General features: G+C 56.1%; 12 protein-coding genes and 2 rRNA genes. 3 read left to right on the forward strand and 11 right to left on the reverse strand.

Translation table 11 applies throughout. The annotated features are described in order from the left end of the window. Window positions 1-107: 107 nt before the first annotated feature. Genes bcsC through bcsR form a run of 6 tightly spaced genes read right to left on the reverse strand, consistent with a single transcriptional unit; the run spans window position 108 to window position 10,680 of the window. Window positions 108-3,590, reverse strand: coding sequence for a cellulose synthase complex outer membrane protein BcsC (gene bcsC, locus AC4IC4_RS21795; RefSeq protein WP_491471880.1), 3,483 nt, complete (start codon window positions 3,588-3,590; stop codon window positions 108-110). Beyond that, on the reverse strand, window positions 3,572-4,678 hold the full coding sequence (gene bcsZ, locus AC4IC4_RS21800; RefSeq protein WP_491471881.1) for a cellulose synthase complex periplasmic endoglucanase BcsZ: 1,107 nt from the start codon (window positions 4,676-4,678) through the stop codon (window positions 3,572-3,574). Before bcsZ ends, bcsC begins: the two co-directional genes overlap by 19 nt. Window positions 4,679-4,684: 6 nt before the next feature. Further along, window positions 4,685-7,105: a cellulose biosynthesis cyclic di-GMP-binding regulatory protein BcsB gene (gene bcsB / locus AC4IC4_RS21805; RefSeq protein ID WP_157189855.1), complete on the reverse strand. Its 2,421-nt coding sequence runs from the start codon at window positions 7,103-7,105 to the stop codon at window positions 4,685-4,687. Window positions 7,106-7,115: 10 nt separating this feature from the next. Next, entirely contained in the window at window positions 7,116-9,731 is a 2,616-nt protein-coding gene (gene bcsA / locus AC4IC4_RS21810; RefSeq protein ID WP_491471882.1) for a UDP-forming cellulose synthase catalytic subunit, read from the reverse strand. After that, complete coding sequence (bcsQ, locus tag AC4IC4_RS21815) at window positions 9,728-10,480, reverse strand: cellulose biosynthesis protein BcsQ (protein ID WP_024908825.1); 753 nt, start codon at window positions 10,478-10,480, stop codon at window positions 9,728-9,730. Before bcsQ ends, bcsA begins: the two co-directional genes overlap by 4 nt. Before the next feature lie 11 nt (window positions 10,481-10,491). Next, window positions 10,492-10,680: a cellulose biosynthesis protein BcsR gene (gene bcsR, locus AC4IC4_RS21820; RefSeq protein ID WP_024908824.1), complete on the reverse strand. Its 189-nt coding sequence runs from the start codon at window positions 10,678-10,680 to the stop codon at window positions 10,492-10,494. A 175-nt stretch (window positions 10,681-10,855) separates the two neighbouring features. Between bcsR and bcsE the strand changes: the two genes are divergently transcribed. From bcsE to bcsG, 3 genes are read left to right on the forward strand one after another with little or no spacing between them, the layout of a single operon-like run. Continuing rightward, entirely contained in the window at window positions 10,856-12,418 is a 1,563-nt protein-coding gene (gene bcsE, locus AC4IC4_RS21825; RefSeq protein ID WP_024908823.1) for a cellulose biosynthesis c-di-GMP-binding protein BcsE, read from the forward strand. Continuing rightward, complete coding sequence (gene bcsF, locus AC4IC4_RS21830) at window positions 12,412-12,609, forward strand: cellulose biosynthesis protein BcsF (protein ID WP_024908822.1); 198 nt, start codon at window positions 12,412-12,414, stop codon at window positions 12,607-12,609. Before bcsE ends, bcsF begins: the two co-directional genes overlap by 7 nt. Continuing rightward, a complete protein-coding gene (bcsG, locus tag AC4IC4_RS21835; protein ID WP_267215683.1) occupies window positions 12,602-14,281 on the forward strand; it encodes a cellulose biosynthesis protein BcsG in 1,680 nt (559 codons plus the stop codon). The genes bcsF and bcsG overlap by 8 nt, the downstream gene beginning before the upstream one ends. A gap of 48 nt (window positions 14,282-14,329) precedes the next feature. Here bcsG and AC4IC4_RS21840 read toward each other — a convergent pair whose 3' ends face one another. The 5 genes from AC4IC4_RS21840 to AC4IC4_RS21860 all read right to left on the reverse strand — a co-directional run bounded on the left by AC4IC4_RS21840 (window position 14,330) and on the right by AC4IC4_RS21860 (window position 20,540). Then, window positions 14,330-15,322, reverse strand: coding sequence for a family 8 glycosyl hydrolase (locus tag AC4IC4_RS21840; RefSeq protein ID WP_491471883.1), 993 nt, complete (start codon window positions 15,320-15,322; stop codon window positions 14,330-14,332). Between the two features lie 16 nt (window positions 15,323-15,338). Beyond that, window positions 15,339-16,301: a bifunctional biotin--[acetyl-CoA-carboxylase] ligase/biotin operon repressor BirA gene (gene birA / locus AC4IC4_RS21845; RefSeq protein ID WP_032648208.1), complete on the reverse strand. Its 963-nt coding sequence runs from the start codon at window positions 16,299-16,301 to the stop codon at window positions 15,339-15,341. After that, entirely contained in the window at window positions 16,298-17,326 is a 1,029-nt protein-coding gene (gene murB, locus AC4IC4_RS21850; protein ID WP_032648206.1) for a UDP-N-acetylmuramate dehydrogenase, read from the reverse strand. The genes birA and murB overlap by 4 nt, the downstream gene beginning before the upstream one ends. A 124-nt stretch (window positions 17,327-17,450) precedes the next feature. Then, window positions 17,451-17,566: ribosomal RNA gene (rrf, locus tag AC4IC4_RS21855) — 5S ribosomal RNA — on the reverse strand. A gap of 69 nt (window positions 17,567-17,635) precedes the next feature. Further along, a 23S ribosomal RNA gene (locus AC4IC4_RS21860) occupies window positions 17,636-20,540 on the reverse strand. Window positions 20,541-20,673 lie beyond the last annotated feature (133 nt).

Genomic DNA, 20,673 nt, shown 5'->3' on the forward strand with positions numbered 1-20,673 from the left:
CAAAACTCGAAGCGCAGGGCGCGCCAGGGTGTAAACCTGGCGCGCCTGAGTATACCCGATTGCCGCGCTATTAAGAGAGACTTACAAATGGATTAAGGAAAATCCGATTACCAGTCCGCGTAAGGGACAAGCGGCTGCGGCGGTAAGTCCATATCGCCCTGCCAGCCTGCAGCAGAGTAGCGCACATAGATCAGCGCGTGGCTTGGGGTATAGTCTTTCGCTTCCTGAATATCCACGCCCATGCCCACAAACCAGTTGGACGTGACGCGGCGTTCGATAATGGCCCGCGCGGTATAACCCGTGCCTGAGGAGCTGCTGCCGGTTTCCATCGCGCCCCGGTCGGTATAGCGGTCTGGCTCATCGGTCGGGATCAGATTCTGAATCGGGTAGCGCAGCTCGTCTTTGGTTTTGGAGTGAGACCAGGACACCGAGCCACCCAGCTCCCAGGACCAGTTCTCCGTGCGTTTACGCCAGGTCACCGGCAGCGCAAAGGAGACATACTCCTGCGGGCTGTAGTAGCCGCCCTGACCCAGGGTATAACCGCTCAGGTCTTTGTCGTAGTGCCAGAGCATGTTGGAGACGCCGACCGTCAGGCGCTCATTGTTTTTATTAATGAGCTTGTAGTAGTAACCCGTCATCCAGCGGACGCGCCAGTTATCTTCCACATTTTTACCCGTCAGCGTTTCCGCGTTCAGGCTGGACCAGACGCCGTTCGCTTCTCCTTTGTCATAGCTCACGCTCACGCCACCACCAGTGGCACGTACGCCGCCCCAGGTGGTGCCGGTGTTGGTATCTTTTTGTCCGGCAAAGGCCAGCAGAGAGCTGGAGATTGGGCGGCGATGGGCGTTAACGGTATAGCCGACAGGCCCCAGGTCGCTGCTGTAGCTGATGCCGCCCACCACGTCGACGACGTCAAAGCCCATTGGGGTGGTACCAATATCCATCGCCCAGGTTTTATTCTGCCAGCCGACGGCAACGCTTGCGCCATTGTCGGACTGATGGGTATTGCCGCTACACGGTGTTTCGTAGCAGGTCCCCCATTTAGGATCGTAAGTCCCGTTATTGTTATCAAATGAACCGGCGTCCATGTTGACCAGATCGCTTCTGAAGAACATACGCCCGTCAGAGAGCGGGGCATCCACCTGTAGCATGGTGGTATGCGCTTTCAGGTCGGAATAGCCGCCCGTGCCGCTGGAGCCCCAGTAGTCGTGCTGCAGCGTGACGTTAACATCCTGCTGACGATACAGGTCACCGGCATCACTGCGCACGCCGCGCTTCAGCCAGTCGTCCTTTTCATCGTTACGCGTCAGACGAGTGAAGCTGTCGTTGTCGGTCGGACGGGTCGTCGTGATGCCGGACGACACCATCGCATCTTTATAGGTTTCCAGCGCCTGCTGAGGCTGGCCGTTCTGCGCCTGGAAACGCGCGGCATCACGCAGCACCAGCGCGTTTTCCACGGAGCCGGGCTGCGATTTAGCCTGCGGAATGATTTTGTTGAAGGTCTGTTCTGCGGCAGCGGAATCGCCCAGGCCTGCCTGCGCCATCGCGATGCGGCGCTGCATATTGAGCGACAGCGGCTGGCCGTTTTGCGCGGCGGGCAGTTTCGCCAGCTCTGCGCGCGCGGCATCTTTGTTACCCTGCGCGCTGTAAATCTCGGTCAGGCCGAGGATTGCGTCTTCGTTCTGCGGTTCACGCTGCAGGACGGCGTTGTACGTCGTTTTCGCCGAGTCCAGATCGCCACGCTGCTGTGCCCAGTCCGCCAGCGTGAGGTCGATACGGGTGGAGGTCGGCTGCTGGCGAAGAAGATTTTCTGCGTCCTGCTCTTTGCCGCTGTCGCGCAGACGGTTGGCGGTTTCCAGCACCTGGTTGCTTTGCAGGCGGTCGGCAAGTTCCTGAATATTGCCGTTCCACTGGCTGCGCGGCAGCGTGTCCAGATGCGCCAGCGCGGCGCGGTCCTGATCGTTTCCGGAAAGATAGAGTCCGTTGGCATACACCTGATCCGGATCGGACGGTTTCTGGCTGGCAAGCTGACGCATCAGGGTATCCGCCTGGCTGCGCTGACCCGCGCTGTAGAGATCGCGCGAGAGACGATAGGTTATCCACACGTCGCCGGGAGAGAGCGCCAGACGACGACGCTGGATCTCTGCCGCCTGAGCGTATTTCCCCTGATTTTCCAGCTGTTCGGCCTGAGTGGAGAGCTGCTCGTTGGTCAGGCTACGTTCAATATCGTCTATGCTTCGGCGCTGGCTGGCGGAGAGAGACTGGATAAACTGCGAGGCCTTCTCCGGGGACTGCGCGCGGTAAATATTGGCCAGCCCGCGAACCGCATTGCTGTTGCCGCTGTCCATCCGCAGCGCCTGGCGATAGTAACGCTCCGCCGCGTCGTTATCTTTACGCGCCGCGGCGGCATCGCCCAGCCCCAGCACGGCATAGCTGTCGGCATTGTCGATACCGCGTGCCTGCTGATAGTAACGCTCCGCCTGCGCCGGGTTATTCGCCTTCAGCGCCGCGTCACCCTGCTGAATCAGTAGCCAGTAACGGTTAACCTTCAGAAGACTGTCCCATTTACCCCGGTTATCGCTCTGGGGATCGAGGGCAATCGCCTTTTCAAACTGTGCCACCGCGCGGGCGCGGTCGCCCTTTTGGGAGTACGCCTGTCCAAGGGCCCCCACCGCCTCACTGTCGGCATGGTTGGCGCTGACGGCTTTTTGCAGCTCCGCCACAGCCTTACCCCCCTGCCCGGCATCCACCGCCGCCAGCCCTTCCGCTTTCGCGCGGAACGCCGGGTCAGCGAGCTGTTTTTGCTGCGCTTCAAGCTGGGCACGCGCCGCCGCGACGCTATCCCCGTCGCTGAATACGCTCAGGTATTTTTGCAGCGCGCTGACGCTGGCGCTGCTGGCAGGCTGACCTTTGATTTGGTCATACCACATATCAGACGCCTGGTTACGGCCATTGGTGGATTTGGCCATCTCCTGCAATACCGCAAAGCCTTCATCACGGCGTCCGCTCTGGAACAAAAGCTGGGACAGCGTCGCCTGCAGCTGCGTATTTCCGGGGCTGCTGCTGTTTATTTTCTTGAGCTGGTTAATGGCTGCATTTCGGCGAGCAGGGTCTTTCGCCACGACGTTCCAGTATTCCGTGGCCACGTCGCCGCCCGGCGGGTTGCCGTCAAACAGCTTGTCATAGGCGGCAATCGCCTCCTGCGTGTGTCCCGTGGTGGCGAGTAATCGCGCCTGCTGGAGCTGCTGGCGGCCATCCGGGGTAGAAAGCAGCATCGTGTTGCGTGATGACTGGTACGCACTCGAGCCCGGCGCGATCCCTTTCAGACGATCCAGCTCTTTTTGCGCACCGGCGTTATCGCCCTGGCGCAGCAGGTAGCGAAAGCGTGCGGCAATGACGTCAGGGTTGTTCGGGTCAATCAGCTCCAGACGATAAAGCGACTGACGAACCAAATCCTCACGCTGTGTCGATTCGCCCAGCCGAACCTGTTCCAGCAGCTGTTTCTGCTGCGGAGAGTTGGCGGCTTCAGCCAGCGGCATCAGTGCCAGGCCAAGCGATAAAGTGAGTAGATTTACTGTGAACTTGCGCATTCCTGGCCCCAATCCGGTATTAATTCACCTTTTGCGGTGAAGCGAAAACGATGCTGATCCCATCCTTGCCCAAAGAGAGTCAGCACGTAGCTGTAATAGGCATTGTTATCGGGAAAATAGTCCGCAACGCGCTGGCGCTGAACCGCCTGGGCATCACGCTGTTGTAAAAACGGCAGCATGGCGGCAGAGAACCCGACCGGACCATTCCCGGTGCGTTTCCCCGTCGCCACATCCACTTTCTCCGGCGGCACACCCCGTTTCATGGTCTTTGCCGCCATCGGCTGGAAGCGCGTCAGCAGCCGGGCTTTCTGAGGATCGTTGTCACTCATCATGCCCACCCAGAGATACACGCGGATGGCGTCGTAGCCGCCCACCAGCGCCTTATCCTGCTGTAACCGCCAGCCTTTGTGTTTCTGATACTGCACCCAGTCCGGCGAAAAGCCTTTCGGCGCACTCTCCAGCAGCAGGCGCAGATTGGTTTCACGAAGCTGGGTCCACGGGGAACCAAAGCGCGTGAAATAACTCGCTAACTGCGGAGGAAGATAACTGGGGTTAAAGCGCCAGACCTGTTCATCGGCAAAACCGACTTTACCGGGAAGCAGCATTGCGCCGAGCCCCGGCACTTTCACCACTTCCTCGCTGACAATGCGTTTCAGCAACGCTTTACCCGTGCGGGTATAGTCCGGATGTTTCCACAGCCGACCCGCTTCGAGCAGTGACCAGGCGATCCAGACATCGGCGTCAGAGGCGGAGTTGGTATCAATCACCGCCCACGTTTCTTTATCCTTCTGACCCCATAGCCAGGCAGGCAGATGGTCGTTGAGATCGCCGCTGGCAAGATTATCGCGCGTCCACGTCAGCAGCTGGTCAAACGCGTTGCGATCGTTCGCCGCCAGGGCAAAGAACAGGGCGTAGCTTTGCCCTTCCGAGGTCGTTATTTTGCGCGTGTCACTGGGATCAATGACACGCCCGCCCTCACTGATGTAGTCCTTTTTAAACTGCTCCCAGGCAGGCCAGGTACAGGCGGCGCGAAGAGGAAGCGCCGCCAGCATCACCGCTGCTAATGCACACCAGCGAAAGGCTTTCATTACATCTTACTCATCCGGGTTCAGACGACGACGGCTGATGATACGCAGCAGACGCCACAGCACCCATGCCAGCAAGACCACGCTGACCGCAGCCAGGATGGCGAGCAGCACCGGATGGTTAGCCAGCGCATACCACAGGCGTTCAAACCACGGCAGATGGCCCACGTAGTACACATCGCCCACGCGCAGGCTATTGACGCCGGACTCACGGATCACCGACACGGAACCAAACATCGCGGCACGTTTACCGCTGTCGTTCATGGCCGTATTGAGGAGCTCATACCCGCGCGGGCTGTCCGCAAGGAGAGCCACCACGCTGCGCTGTTCGTTGTATGGGGACTGGAAGCCCACCACTGCGGCCATCGCCCCCTGAGACGTTACCGTCGTCTGCGCGCTGGCCTGACGGTCGTTCACATCCGGCATAATGCTCGGGAACTCGGTCTGGCGCAGCGGCGTGTTAACCCAGGACTGGGCCGCTTTCACCAGCAGATCGATACGCTTGTCATCCTTCAGCTTATCCGGAATGGTACCGATCACCATGATGTCAGCGTCTTTGTTCTGAATCTGGCTACCATCGTCCGTCAACGTGACGTTAATCGCCGGTAATCCTGTTTGTCCCCCAACGGTCGCCATGGTGTCCAGCAGGGTCGTGACCTGCCCTTCGTTTGGCGCTTTTGGCATCACCACAATGGACTCAGAGAGATCGGCCATGCGGCTGAACGGGAAGCCCGCGTTAGCAAACGCGCGCAGGTCCGGCATCGCCAGGAAGTGATAGTACTTCGAGAAGTCGATGGTCGACTCATCGCCAATCACCACGTGGTTCTGAACCGGCTGGAAGGTGATGCAGTTTTCCGCCGAGCCGCCAGGCATCGGGTTCATGTACTGGAAGTCAAAGCGCAGCTGGTTTATCGCACCCAGCTTCAGTGCCGGAATGGAAACATCCGTTTTACCGTCCAGCAGCCCCTGCAGCACCGGCAGGCGAAGCATCAGGCGGTTAGTATCCTGCGTGCTTTGCAGGCTGAAGGATTGCAGGAACTGGTTGTTGAGGCTGATATCCATGCGCGAGCTGTCTTTGGTGGCTGGCGCGGTATAGCGGTAGTTCAGATTGATATCAATGCCGTTGGTACGCAGCAGGTAGAGATCCGGCGGCAGGTTCAGCGACAGGCTAATCGGCGCTGGCTCAAGCCCCGTCGCCTGCAGCTGTTCTTCATAGGTTTTCAGCTCGCCAAAGGTTACCGCACGGTCGGTACGCACCCAGTTTGGCGCATCATACGGTTTACGCGCCAGCAGCGGCTTGACCTCATCTATCACCACGCTGTTGCCACGGAACAGGACGTTGCCCTGGGCAATCGCTTTTGCTGCCTGCACCAGATCTTTATCATCACGACCAAAGACCACCAGCAGCTTCACGTACGGGTTTTCCGGATGGCTTATCATCTCAACGGTCGGCGCTTTGACGTCCGGATGATCGCGCAGGAAGGCCGGGCGTTTCGCGTTGGTCGCAAACACAATAGCATTTCTGTCCGGCAGCTTGTCATACATCGCCGGGAAGCTCTGGCCGCGCCAGCCTGCGCGTGAACCAAACCAGGACGCCACGATGGTGGCCGCCAGTTGCTCGGTCACGTCCGGGGATGAGGCAAACACCATCGGCAACGTGAGCGGACGGTTATCACGCGGATCAAAGAACGGAACCGGGAAGGCCGAAAGATCGTTTTTCAACGCCAGCGACTGGTAGGTCAGCTGCAGCGAGGAGTTACGTCCGACGTCCATCCACAGCGTATTGCTGGCCGGGTTTTCGCAGACATCGCGGTAGTGACCGACAAATTCCAGACGGATACGGTTGAAGTCGGTGATGAACAGCGGGTTAATCGGCACCTGAGCCTGGGTTTTCTTGCCCAGCTGCTCTTTGGTGACCGGCAGAACGTCCATCAGCTCATCATTCAGGTAGACCTTCAGCTGAGACTGGGTCGGCAGCAGCGACGGCGACGGCGTGTATTCAAGGTTCAGCACCGCATTAGAGACGACCTCATCGCTGCGCATGCCAAATTCAATGCCGCCGTTAGGGTTGATACCGCGCAGCACCATGCTGCCCGGAGGCGGCGCAATTTGCGCGAAGGTCAGCTTCACGTCCCGTGACGGCGCATTGTCCGCGACGACGGGCGCATTCGCCCCCCGGACGCCCGGCATCACCTGCCCGATGACCTGACCGTCTGCCGGCAGGGTATTCCCCTCCGTTGGCTGGTTCGGCAGGATGTTTTCTGTTTGACCGGGTGCCGCGGTGACAACCGGATCGGTTGCTTGCGCGACGACAGGTACCGTTGGCGCAGGCGTTGCCGCTGCATTACCAGGAGCGGCGTTAGCCATTGTTGCGGGGAGGACATTCATCCCCATTGCCACTGCACATAACCAGGAAAGTTTTGTTTTCATCGCGTTATCATCATTGTTGAGCCATAACCGGGTCCGCCTGCTTCGCCTCATCCCGCTCAGGACGACGAGGAATGAACGACACGACCCAGGAAACCAGCGAAGTAAGTGACCGGAAAATTAATTTCACCGACGACGGGGCAAATTCTGCAAGGTGACGATAGCCACGGAACCCCAGCTTCAGAATATCCAGCAGGCTTTCCAGAGGTTTATCTTCCGGGAAGCTGTCCTGCCAGAGAGCCCACGTATCCGCGCGGGCAAACGTACATTGCACAAAATCGATATGCTGCTTTTTGGTCAACGGCATGAGCTGCAGACCGACTTCATTGCCCGCCACGCGAACAACCTGCGTCGGGAAGACATACTCCTGCTGACCGCGCTTAAGCAGCAGGTTAACTTTCTGCCCTTCCAGCACCTTCGCCTGGCCGTTGATTTTGATCCCCAGACCGCCGTCAGAGAAGTCGTGTACGGTACAGGAGAAGAGATGGCCATCTTCACGGGCGATCGCCGCAGGCATGCAGATTTCAACGCGATGCGCGCGACGAACCTGTTTGCTTTCCACCGACACCGCCACCGCGCCGCCGAGGATAATCAGGTTGTAGAAGACCCAGGCCATACTCACGAAGACGGTCAGGATTTCGTTTTCCGGGCCGTAGAAGTAACGCCAGATACCGGCGATGACGCCAACGATATTCAGCAATACCAGGAAGATATACGGACGGGAGATCACCCAGTCGACGTACTCCTCTTCCACCAGGCCGCCCTTCGCGGTGACGTTGAATTTCCCTTTATGCGGGTTAATCAGCGCCACCATCGTCGGCGGTGCGATGTACCAGGCCAGCACCGTTTCGTAGATTTCACTCCAGAAGGAGTGGCGGTATTTACCCTGTATCTTCGAGTTCGTCAGGCTCGCGTGGATCATGTGCGGCAGAACAAACAGCGCAATCATCAGCGCCGGGGCGTAGATGATATAAGCGTGAAGGAGCAGGAACGCCAGCGGCGCGGTCAGGAAGATCAGCCGCGGGATACCGGATAAGAAGTGGAACATGGCGTTGACGTAGCAGAGACGCTGCGCCAGCTTGAGCCCTTTCCCGATCAGGGGGTTATCGAGACGGAAAATCTGCACCATCCCGCGCGCCCAGCGAATACGCTGACCAATGTGCGCCGACAGTGACTCCGTTGCCAGACCGGCAGCCTGCGGAATGCGCATATAGGCTGAGGTATAGCCACGACGGTGCAGGCGCAGCGAGGTATGCGCATCTTCGGTGACCGTTTCGACGGCGATACCACCAATTTCATCCAGCGGTTTACGGCGGATAACCGCACAGGAGCCGCAGAAGAAGGTGGCATCCCACATGTCGTTTCCGTCCTGCACCAGGCCATAGAACAGCGTGCCTTCGTTCGGGGTTTTACGGAAACGGCCAAGGTTACGTTCAAACGGGTCCGGCGAGAAGAAGTGGTGCGGCGTCTGCATCATCGCCAGCTCTTTCTCCTTCAGGAACCAGCCCATAGTCATCTGCAGGAACGAGCGCGTCGGGACGTGGTCGCAGTCAAAGATCGAGACAAACTCCCCGGTGGCATACTTCAACGCGTTGTTGATGTTCCCGGCTTTAGCATGTTCGTGCGTCGGACGGGCGATGTACTCGACGCCGACTTCCTCTGCGAACTGGCGGAACGCCGGACGGTTGCCGTCATCCAGGATCCAGACCTTGAGCTTATCTTTCGGCCAGTCGATGCCCAGCGCGGCGTAGATGGTGTTCTTCACCACGCTCAGGTCTTCGTTGTAGGTCGGCACGAAGAGATCGACGGTTGGCCACTGGGTGGTGTCCTTTGGCAGCGGAACCGGCTGGCGGTTGAGCGGCCAAATCACCTGGAAATAGCCCAGCACCAGCACAATCCAGGCATAGGTTTCAGCAAACAACAGCACCAGGCCGCACACCAGACTCACCGGATCGTCCCAGTTCAGCGTCGAGGTATAACGCCACCAGATGTAGCGACAGGAGACGGTCAACGACAACACAATCAGCATCAGCGCCGAGAAGCGGCCCGGAATACGGCGGACCAGCAGCGCCACGCCCCACAGCAGGATCAGGAAGGTGAACTGCGCCAGAGGGTTGAAAGGCTGCGTAATACAGACCAGCGCCAGAATGAGCGAGAACACGACGATCACGCCGAGGATAAAACGCCGCAAGCCCGGGTGGAGATGCCCGAGCTCTTTATGGTTATCCAGATGGCTGGTCTTATCGCTGACGCTGTTGGGTAGTTTATCCAGCCACTGGTGGTAGCGTTCACGTAGCTGCTGCACGCGGGAGAAACTGCGCCAGTGCGGCGTTTTTGTCTCCGCGCGGGATGAGGTCGCCACCAGCCAGATGGCCTGAATGAGATAACGCGCCGGATCCAGTGGACGCGGACGGTCAGGATTAATGTGCGGATACAATTCACTGTGCCGTGCACGTATGCGCTGCCAGCGCGGGTGTTCGAGTGGAATAAACATCCAGGCCAGAATCATCCAGAAACAGCCGAGCGCGGCGCTGAATGCCGACGCGCCGTGACGGCGAAAATGCCGGTAATGTTCGCTCAAACGCGAACTGACCGGTGGGATGAGTAACCAGCTGGCGAAACGACTCATACATCACTCCCTGCATGCTCCGCCCTGTTGGCGAAGTTCAGCAGACACCAGTTAGCCAGCGTCAGGATCTCTTCTGCCGCCAGTGAATCGCTGCGGTATTCGCCGAGCGGTTGCTTCGACGCAAGGCATTCCGCCATGCCCTCATCACGATGGATGACAATGGGAAGGAGGCGGCGCTGGCTCTGCAGCCAGACCTGATACAGATCGTCCTGGATCTGGCTGCCAATGCGCAAATCGTTAATCAGGATATGGCCATTTTGAGGTAGCCCCTGCTGATGCAGGCGGATATGGCAGTTCGCATCGACGTTGACGATCGAGAGCACATGATCGCACTGGGCAATAAGCTGTCGGGTCAGCGTGCCGGCGCCGTGCGGCAGATCCAGCAGGATCCACTTGTAGTGCCCCTTTTCTTTCAGGGTCTGCAGCGCCAGCGTGAACTGCGAAAACAGACGCTGATACGCGGCTTCATTCTCGCGCTCCGTGGTGGTCAGTTGACCAAACGGCAGCAGATCGAGCTGGGAGGTATAGCGCATTCCTGCATCCTGCCAGTCTTTATCGTCGAGCAGCGCACGGGCCCAGCCCTCTTCGCGAGTAAAGTCGACGTTAAACGACATACGCAGCAAATTATCGGCGCAGGCGTCAATAACCAGCACCGATTCACCTAAAAGCTGTAATGACCACGCCAGCGCCGCGGTAACAGATGTGGTACCCACACCGCCACGGACACCCTGTAATCCGAGTATGGCCATCAATGGCTCCCTTAATGTTGATGGGCGAATTCAGCTAATAACGGCCAGCGTTTAATAGCCGCGGCCAACTGTTCCCGCTGGGAAATATCGGTGTAATCTATTTCAGGTAAAGAAAAGGCCTGCGTCAGCGCCAGAAAATCGTTTTGGAATGTGTAACCCAGGGTCGAATCGACTGGGGTTCCGGGTTCGTTATTATCCATTCTTTTTCCATCCCTTTGAGGAAAATCGCACGCTAAAGAAGTTGCGGGGCTTCCTGCCCTGACAAATTTCATTTACATGCTAAATCTGATGTTCTTTAATTTCAATGTTAGGTTTATTTCTACGCTTTCGCTAGTAAACTGAGATACAGATAAATTAGACGAAAAGAGGGACACCGTGGACTCCATATTTTCTATTGGCATCCAGTCATTATGGGACGAATTGAGCCACATGCCAGTCGGAGGAGTCTGGTGGATTAATACGGACCGAAATGAAGATGCTATCAGTCTGGTAAACCAGACAATTGCTGCCCAGGATAAGGATTCCCGCGTGGCCGTCATTAGCATGGGCGAAGATCCGAAGAAAATTATCACGCTGGAAAACGATTGCGGGCCTCAGACTGTGCGATTATTTTCCATGACATCGGATGCCGATAGTCTATACTTTTTGTCCCGCGACGTTCAGTGCACTATTGATCCGGATCACTATTTAGTGATCCTTAAATGCGCAAATAACGTCCTGCAAAATATCCCTTCTGAAAAACTGCTGCCGTGGCTGGAAAAAATCAATAAATGGGCAAAATTTCAAAATTGCACGCTATTGATAGTCAATCCCGGCAGTAATAATGACAAGCTATTCTCACTTTTAATGGGTGAATATCGCTCCCTGTTCGGTCTGGCAAGCGTTCGTGACCAGGCGGGAAGCTATCTCTACGATATTGCATTCTGGTGTAATGAAAAAGGTGTGAGCGCCAGGCAACAACTTACGCTGAAACATATCGAGGGTAAGTGGCACCTGGCGCAGCAGGAAGAAACCGTGGTGCAACCGCGCAGTGATGAAAAACGCATTCTGAGCCATATCGCGGTTTTAGAGGGGGCGCCCGCCCTGTCGGAAAACTGGTCACTGTTTGAATCTAACGAAGCCCTTTTCCATGAAGCGCGCACAACCCAGGCGGCAACGATTATTTTCTCGCTGATGCAGAATAACCAGATTGAGACGCTGGCAAGGCAAATCCACACCTTACGCCGCCAGCGCGGCAGTGCGTTAAAAATCATCGTACGCGAAAACAATACCAGCCTGCGCGCCACCGATGAGCGTCTGCTTCTGGGCTGTGGTGCGAATATGGTTATCCCCTGGAACGCGCCGCTGTCACGCTGCCTGACGCTTATCGAAAGCGTTCAGGGCCAGCAGTTTAGCCGCCATGTTCCGGAAGACATTTCTACGCTGCTCTCCATGACGCAGCCGATGAAGCTGCGCGGATACCAAAAATGGGATACCTTCTGCGACGCCGTCGGCAACATGATGAGCAATACGCTTCTTCCTGCAGATGGAAAAGGGGTTATGGTTGCCCTGCGCCCTGTTCCGGGTATCCGTGTTGAACAGGCGCTTACCTTATGCCGCCCGAACCGTACAGGGGACATCATGACCATTGGCGACAATCGCCTGGTGCTGTTTTTGTCCTTCTGCCGGGTAAACGATCTCGATACGGCGCTTAACCACATCTTCCCTCTGCCTACCGGGGATATTTTCTCGAACCGTATGATTTGGTTCGAAGATAATACGATCAGTGCGGAGCTGGTGCAGATGCGTGCGCTCCAGCCTGAACAATGGGTTAAGCCACTCGCTATCAAGAGCGATGCCAAACCGATCCTCAATGCCAGACATGATGGACACGTCTGGCGTCGGGTGCCGGAACCCCTTCGCTTATTAACAGACAACGCGGAGAACGCATCATCATGAATATCAGCGATATTATTCAACTGGTTATATTCTGTGCGCTGATCTTTTTCCCGCTTGGCTACTATGCGCGTCATTCCATACGCCGTATCCGTGATACGGCCAGAGTGCTGTTTATAAAACCTCGCTACGTAAAACCAGCCGGAACACTGACACGGGCATCACACGTCAAGGCAGACCGAAAACATGACTAATTCTACCTATACCGCTTCGTCACCCTCGCCGCTCTGGCAATACTGGCGCGGCCTTTCCGGCTGGAACTTCTACTTTCTGGTGAAGTTTGGTCTGCTTTGGGCAGGCTATCTGAATTTCCATCCTCTACTCAACCTCGTGTTTATGGCCTTCCTGCTGATGCCGCTGCCAAATATCAGGCTGCATCGCTTACGTCACTGGGTTGCCATCCCCGTCGGCTTTGCGCTGTTCTGGCATGATACCTGGCTACCGGGGCCGGACAGCATTATGAGCCAGGGGTCCCAGGTGGCGGGCTTTAGCGCCAGCTATGTCCTCGATCTGACCGAGCGGTTTATTAACTGGCAGATGATAGGCGCGGTATTTGTGCTGCTGGTTGCCTGGCTGTTCCTGTCACAGTGGATCCGCGTCACGGTGTTTGTCGTCGCGATTATGATCTGGCTTAACGTGCTGACCCTGGCTGGGCCAAACTTTTCGCTGTGGCCTGCCGGTCAACCGACCACCACGGTGACCACCACAGGGGGAAGCGCGGCGGCCACCGTCACCACGGCAGGCGATACGCCTGTGGTGGGTGATATCCCAACCCAGACCGCACCGCCGACCTCAACCAACCTGAACGCCTGGCTCTCCAGTTTCTATACCGCGGAAGACAAGCGACAGACGAAATTCCCGGATGCGCTGCCGGCGGATGCTCAGCCGTTTGAACTGCTGGTGATCAACATCTGCTCTCTCTCCTGGGCCGATGTGGATGCAGCTGGTTTGATGTCTCATCCGCTGTGGTCTCATTTCGACATTCAGTTTAAAGATTTCAACTCTGCCACCTCCTACAGCGGCCCGGCGGCCATCCGCCTGCTGCGTGCAAGCTGCGGTCAGGCATCGCATAAGAATCTGTATCAACCCGCTGGCAACCAGTGTTATCTGTTCGATAACCTCGCCAAGCTGGGCTTTACGCAGCATCTGATGCTGGGACATAACGGCCAGTTCGGTAACTTCCTGAAAGAGGTGCGCGAAGAGGGTGGCATGCAGTCACCGCTGATGGACCAAACCGGTCTTCCTGTCTCTCTGCTGGGCTTCGACGGCTCGCCCGTCTATGACGATACCGCCGTCCTGCAACGCTGGCTGCAGACCATCGAAAAAGACAGTAATCCACGCAGCGCGACGTTCTTTAATACCCTGCCGCTCCATGACGGTAACCATTTCCCGGGCGTGAGCAAAACGGCAGATTATAAAGTGCGTGCGCAGAAGTTCTTCGACGAGTTGGACGCGTTCTTCACGGAGCTGGAAAAATCAGGCCGTAAAGTGATGGTGGTTGTGGTGCCTGAGCACGGTGGTGCGCTGAAAGGTGACAGAATGCAGGTGTCAGGTCTGCGTGATATCCCAAGCCCGTCGATTACCAACGTACCTGCAGGCATTAAATTCTTTGGTATGAAGGCACCGCATCAGGGCGCACCAATAGAGATTACGCAGCCAACCAGCTATCTGGCAATCTCAGAACTGGTTGCCCGCGCCGTTGACGGGAAACTCTTTGTGGAAGATAGCGTGAACTGGGACCAGCTCACCAGCAAACTGCCACAAACGGCAGAAGTCTCGGAGAACGCCAACGCGGTAGTGATTCAGTATCAGAACAAACCGTACGTTCGCCTGAACGGCGGAGATTGGGTACCGTATCCACAGTAACTGATTTACCCCTCTCCCCATCGGGGAGAGGGGATAGTCGGTGCGTTATTATTGCGCTGAAATCCACACCAGCATTTTCAGACTTGCCGAATAGTAGTCGTCCTTAGACGTGATTTCGGGTTCTCCGGAAGACTGTCCCATCGTTAAATCCCTAACCGCCAGCAGACCACCTTCCATCATGTAGGGCGCATATTCGTTAGTCGTGACGTTAACCCAGGCGGGCGTTTGTTCCCGGGGGAACTGACCGAACCAGGCCTTCCACGGTGTCAGTAGAGGGCTTTGTTTATCAGACCAGGCAACGTACAGCGGAATACGAATCGCGTCATAGCTCATTCGCGGCGGCCAGCCTTTAGCGGGAGCCAGCTTGCCACCTGATGTCAGTGAAACCCAGTCAGTGGGCAAGTTCGCTTTACCCGAGCCCATTTTCCCCAGCAGGCGTTCCCCGTCCTTAATCAAATCGCGCCAGACCGGCAAATGACTGCGTCCGGCGAAGGCCTGCCAGGCCGGAAACACAAAATAGGAAGGATTAAGAACCACTTCACCGTCAAGCTTAAATCCCTGGACGCCGGGCAGCATCACGCGGTAACCCGCATAGCGGATGACGCTATGGGCGACCAGCGCTTTTGTAATAGCATCCGATGCGGCGCTGTAGCGTTTGTCATGCCAGCGGGCATCGGCTTTAAGCAGCGCCCAGGCAATCAGCACATCGCCATCGGCGGCGTTGTTTTTGTCGGCGATCGGGTTGGACTCTGCGGGGTTATAGCGCCAGTAAAACAGTCCGTTCTCTTTGTTCTTCAGCTCACGGTTTGTCCATTGCCAGAGCTTATCGAACGTGGCTTTATCGTCGTTGACCACTGCCATCAGCATGGCAAAGCCCTGACCTTCCGTATGCGACACGCCGCCATTGCCGGTATCGACAATGCGGCCTTCCGGTTTGAAAAAGCGCGCCTTGTAACTCTCCCAGGCCTGACCCGCCTGAGAGAGGGGTGAGAACAGCAGACTCATCATGACGGCTAGTGTCGCGCAGACGGGTTTTCGCATCGTTCACTCCATCCGGTTATTCGGCACTCCGCAGGGAAATCTCACCGCCCATCCAGGGTTTGATCACGCCATCCTGCTCCAGAAGCAGCGCGCCCTGAGCGTCAATACCGCGGGAAGTCCCGTAGATCTCTTTATCACCGATCAGCAATTTCACCGGGCGGTTGATGAAGTTATCCAGCTTTTCCCAACGAGACAGGAACGGTGCCAGCCCTTCCTGCTCAAAAAGCGTGAGCGAGCTGCGCAGCTCTTTAATCATACGTACGGCAAGGGTGTTACGATCGATGACGATCCCCGCCTCCTGGAGGTTAGTCCAGGCCTGATTCACCACATCATTTTGGACATTGCGCATCACCATATTGAGACCTGCGCCAATGACGATTTGCGCCGCATCGCCCGTTTTTCCCGTCAGTTCGACCAGAATACCGGCAAGTTTACGATCGTTGAGGTAGAGGTCATTAGGCCATTTAACGCGTACTTTATCCGCCCCCAGATCGTGCAGCACTTCCGCCATGACGATGCCGATGACCAGACTCAGGCCAATGGCAGCGGCCGGGCCCTGATCGAGTCGCCAGTACATGGACAGATAGAGGTTAGCGCCAAATGGCGAAAACCACTTGCGTCCGCGACGGCCACGACCGGCCTGTTGATATTCAGCAACGCAGGCATCGCCGGATTTCAGCTCAGGCAGACGATCCAGAAGATACTGGTTCGTCGAGTCAATCACCGGCAGCACCGCCACATTGCCGTGTCCAATCTGGCTGCGGATCGCTTCTTCATTCAGCAATTGAATAGGCTCCGGCAGGCTGTAGCCTTTTCCGGGAACCGTAAATACATCAACACCCCAGTCACGGAGCGTCTGGATGTGCTTGTTAATGGCGGCGCGGCTCATGCCCAGCTGTTCACCCAGCTGCTCGCCGGAATGAAATTCACCATCCGCCAGGATACCAATCAGGGTTAACGGGACCGTATTGTCCTTCATGCGATAGTCTCCACAGCGTTGACTTCACCTGTGCGACCAATGAAGCGGACTTCTGGCTCCAGCCAGACGTTAAATTTTTCGCCGACACGCTGGCGAACGTAGTGAGCCAGCTGTACCACATCGTCGCTGGTCGCATCGCGCTGGTTAATCAGCACCAGGGCCTGCTGTTGGTGAACGGCTGCCCCGCCGACTGAAGTGCCTTTTAGCTGGCATTGATCGATAAGCCAGCCCGCGGCCAGCTTCACGCTGCCGTCCGCCTGAGGGTAATGTGGCGCCGCTGGCCATCCTTCAAGAAAGACTTTTGCATTTTCGCTGCTGATAACCGGGTTTTTGAAGAAACTTCCTGCATTTCCGTTTACTTTTGGATCGGGAAGCTTGGTCATCCGCATATGGCAAACCGAGTCAAAAACGTCGCGGGCGGTAACGGTCGCCGGATCGAGACGCGTTAAATCCCCGTAGGTCAACACCGGCTGCCAGTTCTTCGACAGGCGCAGGCCCACGGCGACAATCACGTAGCGATCCTGATATTCATGTTTGAAGATGCTGTCACGATAGCCAAATCGGCACTGTTCTGCCGTTAAACGCTTAGCCGTTCCGGTCGCCAGTTCGATGCAGTCGACATATTCACAGACGTGTTTCAGTTCGATGCCGTAGGCGCCGATGTTTTGAATAGGTGACGATCCGGCGCAGCCTGGAATAAGCGCAAGGTTTTCCAGTCCCGGCATCCCTTTTTCGAGGGTAAATTGCACCAGATGATGCCAGTTTTCTCCGGCACCCACGTGCACGTGCCAGCTGTCGGCACGCTCTTCCACATCAATTCCCATGATGCGGTTAACGATCACGGTTCCCGCAAAATCATCGAGAAACAGGACATTACTTCCTTCGCCCAGAATCAGTACGGGTTCGTTATTTTCTGTCGCGTTTTGCCATGCATCCAGCAGCTGCTGTGCAGTATCGGCACGTACAATTTGATTAGCATTGCGTTGAATGCCAAAGGTATTCCAGGGCTTAAGGGAGTGGTTCATAGACGCTATCCTGATGCAAAAACGCAGGTAGTTTACCGTATAAGCAGGGTGATGGGGGATCAGTTTGTGCAGCGTATAAACGCAAAAAGGCCATCCTTTCGGATGGCCTCTTCACTTAATTGATGCCTGGCAGTTCCCTACTCTCACATGGGGAGACCCCACACTACCATCGGCGCTACGGCGTTTCACTTCTGAGTTCGGCATGGGGTCAGGTGGGACCACCGCGCTAAAGCCGCCAGGCAAATTCTGTTAATCTGTATCAGGCTGAAAATCGTGTCTGTCTCGTCGCCGAAACAGCTTCGGCGTTGTAAGGTTAAGCCTCACGGTTCATTAGTATCGGTTAGCTCAACGCATCGCTGCGCTTACACATCCGACCTATCAACGTCATAGTCTTTAACGTTCCTTCAGGAGACTTAAAGTCTCAGGGAGAACTCATCTCGGGGCAAGTTTCGTGCTTAGATGCTTTCAGCACTTATCTTTTCCGCATTTAGCTACCGGGCAGTGCCATTGGCATGACAACCCGAACACCAGTGATGCGTCCACTCCGGTCCTCTCGTACTAGGAGCAGCCCCCCTCAATTCTCCAGCGCCCACGGCAGATAGGGACCGAACTGTCTCACGACGTTCTAAACCCAGCTCGCGTACCACTTTAAATGGCGAACAGCCATACCCTTGGGACCTACTTCAGCCCCAGGATGTGATGAGCCGACATCGAGGTGCCAAACACCGCCGTCGATATGAACTCTTGGGCGGTATCAGCCTGTTATCCCCGGAGTACCTTTTATCCGTTGAGCGATGGCCCTTCCATTCAGAACCACCGGATCACTATGACCTGCTTTCGCACCTGCTCGAGCCGTCACTCTCGCAGTCAAGCTAGCTTATGCCATTGCACTAACCTCCTGATGTCCGACCAGGATTAGCTAACCTTCGTGCTCCTCCGTTACTCTTTGGGAGGAGACCGCCCCAGTCAAACTACCCACCAGACACTGTCCGCAACCCGGATCACGGGTCTACGTTAGAACACCAGCCATTAAAGGGTGGTATTTCAAGGATGGCTCCACGCAGACTGGCGTCCACGCTTCAAAGCCTCCCACCTATCCTACACATCAAGGACCAGTGTTCAGTGTCAAGCTATAGTAAAGGTTCACGGGGTCTTTCCGTCTTGCCGCGGGTACACTGCATCTTCACAGCGAGTTCAATTTCACTGAGTCTCGGGTGGAGACAGCCTGGCCATCATTACGCCATTCGTGCAGGTCGGAACTTACCCGACAAGGAATTTCGCTACCTTAGGACCGTTATAGTTACGGCCGCCGTTTACCGGGGCTTCGATCAAGAGCTTCGCGTTACCGCTAACCCCATCAATTAACCTTCCGGCACCGGGCAGGCGTCACACCGTATACGTCCACTTTCGTGTTTGCACAGTGCTGTGTTTTTAATAAACAGTTGCAGCCAGCTGGTATCTTCGACTGATTTCAGCTCCACCCGCAGGGGCTTCACCTACATATCAGCGTGCCTTCTCCCGAAGTTACGGCACCATTTTGCCTAGTTCCTTCACCCGAGTTCTCTCAAGCGCCTTGGTATTCTCTACCTGACCACCTGTGTCGGTTTGGGGTACGATTTGATGTTACCTGATGCTTAGAGGCTTTTCCTGGAAGCAGGGCATTTGTTACTTCAGCACCGTAGTGCCTCGTCATCACACCTCAGCGTTAAAAGGTACCGGATTTACCTGGAACCTCCGCCTACATGCTTAAACCGGGACAACCGTCGCCCGGCTAACATAGCCTTCTCCGTCCCCCCTTCGCAGTAACACCAAGTACAGGAATATTAACCTGTTTCCCATCGACTACGCCTTTCGGCCTCGCCTTAGGGGTCGACTCACCCTGCCCCGATTAACGTTGGACAGGAACCCTTGGTCTTCCGGCGAGCGGGCTTTTCACCCGCTTTATCGTTACTTATGTCAGCATTCGCACTTCTGATACCTCCAGCATGCCTCACAGCACACCTTCAACGGCTTACAGAACGCTCCCCTACCCAACAACACCTAAGTGTCGCTGCCGCAGCTTCGGTGCATGGTTTAGCCCCGTTACATCTTCCGCGCAGGCCGACTCGACCAGTGAGCTATTACGCTTTCTTTAAATGATGGCTGCTTCTAAGCCAACATCCTGGCTGTCTGTGCCTTCCCACATCGTTTCCCACTTAACCATGACTTTGGGACCTTAGCTGGCGGTCTGGGTTGTTTCCCTCTTCACGACGGACGTTAGCACCCGCCGTGTGTCTCCCGTGATAACATTCTTCGGTATTCGTAGTTTGCATCGGGTTGGTAAGCCGGGATGGCCCCCTAGCCGAAACAGTGCTCTACCCCCGAAGATGAGTTCACGAGGCGCTACCTAAATAGCTTTCGGGGAGAACCAGCTATCTCCCGGTTTGATTGGCCTTTCACCCCCAGCCACAAGTCATCCGCTAATTTTTCAACATTAGTCGGTTCGGTCCTCCAGTTAGTGTTACCCAACCTTCAACCTGCCCATGGCTAGATCACCGGGTTTCGGGTCTATACCCTGCAACTTAACGCCCAGTTAAGACTCGGTTTCCCTTCGGCTCCCCTATACGGTTAACCTTGCTACAGAATATAAGTCGCTGACCCATTATACAAAAGGTACGCAGTCACACCACGAAGGTGCTCCCACTGCTTGTACGTACACGGTTTCAGGTTCTTTTTCACTCCCCTCGCCGGGGTTCTTTTCGCCTTTCCCTCACGGTACTGGTTCACTATCGGTCAGTCAGGAGTATTTAGCCTTGGAGGATGGTCCCCCCATATTCAGACAGGATACCACGTGTCCCGCCCTACTCTTCGAGTTCACAACCTGTGTGTTTTCGTGTACGGGAGTATCACCCTGTACCCTGCGACTTTCCAGACGCTTCCACTAACACACAAGCTGATTCAGACTCTGGGCTGCTCCCCGTTCGCTCGCCGCTACTGGGGGAATCTCGGTTGATTTCTTTTCCTCGGGGTACTTAGATGTTTCAGTTCCCCCGGTTCGCCTCGTTAACCTATGTATTCAGTTAACGATAGTGCAACGAATTGCACTGGGTTTCCCCATTCGGACATCGCCGGGTCAAAGGTTCATATCACCTCGCCGGCGCTTTTCGCAGATTAGCACGTCCTTCATCGCCTCTGACTGCCAGGGCATCCACCGTGTACGCTTAGTCGCTTAACCTCACAACCCGAAGATGTTTCACTTCTGATTGCGAAAATTTGAGAGACTCGAACACACCTTAAAGATGTGTCGTTTCAATTTTCAGCTTGATCCAGATTTTTAAAGAGCAAAACTTCGCAGTGCACCTTTTCAG

It is taken from the genome of Enterobacter sp. Taxon_2, from assembly GCF_058355295.1.